The sequence below is a fragment of the bacterium genome, from assembly GCA_035559435.1.
Taxonomy (GTDB): domain Bacteria; phylum Zixibacteria; class MSB-5A5; order WJJR01; family WJJR01; genus JACQFV01.
Map to the genome: position 1 here is coordinate 1 of DATMBC010000098.1, position 3,542 is coordinate 3,542.

General features: G+C 64.4%; 1 protein-coding gene. It reads left to right on the plus strand.

Features of this window, described 5'->3' with window-relative positions; translation table 11 throughout:
• Nucleotides 1-3,542, plus strand: a 3,542-nt coding sequence (locus VNN55_11185; protein ID HWO58117.1) for a hypothetical protein, incomplete at both ends; no start/stop codon positions are given.

The window sequence follows — 3,542 nt, forward strand, 5'->3', positions numbered from 1 at the left end:
GCCCGACAATCAGGCGCTCAATCTCGGGCAGATCGTGGCCGACAGTGGCCGCATCGGGATCTACGCGGGGTTGATCCGCCACGGCGGGCGGATCCAGGCCGATACCGTGGAGGTCGGCAAGAACGGCGAGATTCTGCTCAAAGCTTCGAAAAACATTACCCTGGAGCCGGGGAGCGTGATCACTGCATCTGGCGCGCCGGGCGGGGTGCATGACGGCGGAACGGTCAAGATCGTCGCCGAAGACACGCTAGACATGCAGCGCGGCTCGACGGTGCGGGTGGACGGGGGCGTGGATGGCGGGAATGGCGGGTTCCTCGAGCTCTCCGGTCACAATGTCATCCGACTGGATGGCACGTATAGCGGGCGTGCTTTGGCATTGGGATATCGGGGAGGCGCGCTGCTACTAGACCCGAACGACACTGATATTACGACTAATACATCGGCACCCGGTTGCGGTGAAACCATTACGTGCCTTGATCCCGACACCGGGTTGAACTTCGCCGACGCTATCGTAAGCGCAACCAATAACCTCCGTGTGCTGTCGCCGATCGGCAATGAAGACGTCAATGCCGGCATGGCGGGCGGCTCGCTGACCCTCAACGCCGGCAACGACCTCACTGTCAGCGCGTCAATCGGCACTTCTGGCACGCGCTTTGATCACGACTTAAGTCTCAACGCTGGCAACAACGTCAACGTTAACAGCGACATCTATCTTGCTAACCGCACGCTGAAGCTCGCTGCGAACGCTGATCTCACAGCGATCCCCGGGATGCCTGCGCCGAGTGGAACCGGCAGCGTGTTGATCACTCCGAACAGCGGACCGGTGACGGTAAGCACGCTCGGCAACATGTACGTTTCAGGCGTGGATTTCCACGTGCTCGGTGCGAACGATTCCGCTGTCACGGTGAGCGTCGGCGGCAATTTGATCGTCGGTCAGGATCCCACCGATGCAGCGAGCCGTCCGCTCACCGGCATGATGCGGGTGCAGGGCGGCAGCGCCTCCAATGGCGGCAACGCCTCCGCCACGGTCCGCGCGGACGGTAACATCTTCATCAAGGCAGGTAGCGTTGAAATACGCGGCGGCACCGCGACCGCTTCCGCATCGAATGGCAGCATCAACACCGCGACCGCAAACGCTGAAGTATCGGCCGGGAACAACCTGACGATCATCACTACCAGCGGCGGCCTCACGGTCGCCGGCGGAAGCGCTACGGCCAGTGTCTACTACTATTATTCCAGTTCGGCCACCGCTAACGCCAACGCCAACGCGACACTGTCTGCCGGACAGGCGATGGAGCTAACGGTAGCCGGCCCGGTGCTGATCGCCGGTGGTGATAATGCGTATGCTTTGGCTTCGGGGTCCGGTTACGTGGGCAACGCCGTGGCCAATGCGAACGCTACGGTCTCGGCGGGCACCAGTCTGACGCTGAACAACGCGACGAGCCTCACCGTGCGGGGAGGCAACTCGGCGCTCGCGTCTGCGTACTATAGTGGCACGAACGCCGCCGCAGTGAACGCGAACGCGACGCTCTCCGCTGGGCAAGCGATGACGCTTAATGTGTCTGGCCCCGTGTCGATCGCAGGCGGCGATTTCGCGTCAGGATTGGCTTACTCTGGCAACAGGAACACGGCGACCATCAACGCCAATGCCACGGTGTCGGCCGGAACCACGCTCGGCATGACTGCGACCCAGATCACGGTGCGCGGCGGCGATTCCGCGTTCGCGGACGCATCCTACAGGGGGAACAATACCGCCACGACGAACGCCAGCGCCACTCTGTCTTCGGGCGGCAACATGACGTTGACGGCAACGAGCGGCGGCATTCTGATTCGCGGGGGCGATTCGGCGTTCGCCTCGGCGTCGAGCGGCGGCGTGAATAACGCCACCACCAACGCCAACGCGCTGGTCTCCTCGGGCGGCCTGCTCACGGTCAATGCCACGGGCGGACTTACCGTGCGCGGTGGCGATAACGCGTCGGCGAGCGCGTCGTGGGTAGGTAGCAACACGGCTCTGGTCAATGTCAATGCCACCATGCAGGCGGACGCGATAAACCTGACGGTGGCGAGCCCGCTATTGATCCGGGGCGGAAACAATGCATCTGCGGAAGCAAGCTGCTGCGGCGACGTGAACACGCGCAACACCGCAACCATCAACACCAATGCCCGGGTCAGCGCGACCAACGGGATCACGGTGAACGTGAACGGCGGGAGCTTGACGGTTGCGGGCGGGGATGGTGCGTTGGCGGAGCCGAGCGAAGCTTACGGGCGATTTGCGGCCACCGTGAACGCGAAGGGCGAGCTGGTGGCGGGGGGTAACATCGCGGTGAACGCGACCGGGGGCACCGTGACTGTGCGCGGAGGGGACAGCGCTTCCGTGGATGCGTCTGCGTCATCTGCCGCGGCTCAGGTTACCGGGACCGTTGTGGCCCGAGGAGTGATTGCCGCTGGCGGAAACCTAAACGTCACGACGGGGAGCCTGACCGTGAGGGGCGGGGATTCCGCGTCCCTTTACGCCAACGGCACAGACTTCGCTTCGCGTGTCACCGGAAGCATCGATGTTGACGGCCGGATGACCGCAAATGGCACCGTCACCATCGATGCCGGAAGCCTAACCGTACGCGGTGGCAATGACGCAAGTGTGACCGCTTACGACAATGGCCGGAATAGCGGGCTGATCACCGCAAACGGGCTGTTGTTGTCGGGTTCGACGATGACGCTTAACGTGCCCGGCGCGAGTCCGGCGATCACGGTCCGCGGCGGCAACAATGCGCGAGCGTCGGCCTCGTTTGGTTCGGCAGGCGGCCGCAATGAAGCCGCGGTCAGCGTCGGCGCCCTCGTTTCGGGGGGCGCGGGATTGACGATTACTGCGGGCGACCTCACGGTGGCGGGAGGGGTGCAATCCTCGTACACCGGAGCGTACACCCAAGGGAACGGATCGAATTTTGCGACCACGCTTGCCAATGCCAACATCGTGACCATCGCGGGCGATCTCGTCTACACGGGCGGCCCGGTGACGCTGCAAGGCGGCACCGCGCGCTCTCAGGGCGCTTCCGGCAACAATACGTCCGTCGCTGAAGCGAGCGCAGGTATCCAAATCGCCGGCGCGAAGACGATGGACATCGCGGGCGACCTGATGATTCTTGGCGGTGCCGCCCTCGACACCCCGCCGAATCTCGGCGGAGCCACCGCGCGGGCCGTACTTGATCCGGGGGCGGCAAACATCACCACGACCGGGGACGTGGTCATCACGGGCGGAAGCTTCACCGGAAACGGCTCGGCCTTCTCGTCGCTGATGGCCGCTGGCCCGATGAATCTGACGATCGGCGGCTCGACCGGGCTGACACTGACCGGGGGGGCCACCGGCCCTGCGGGAACCGGGCTCGCTCCCGATCCAACGAGCCCGATCACGATCACGTTCACCGGCGGTGGCACTCAAAGCGTCGTCAACGACCCGGCGCTCGACGGCGCTTTCATCCAGACAGCAGCGTTCTTGGCGCCTCCGCCCCCGCCACCATCGTCGGGCGAGCCGCCGACCGATCTGT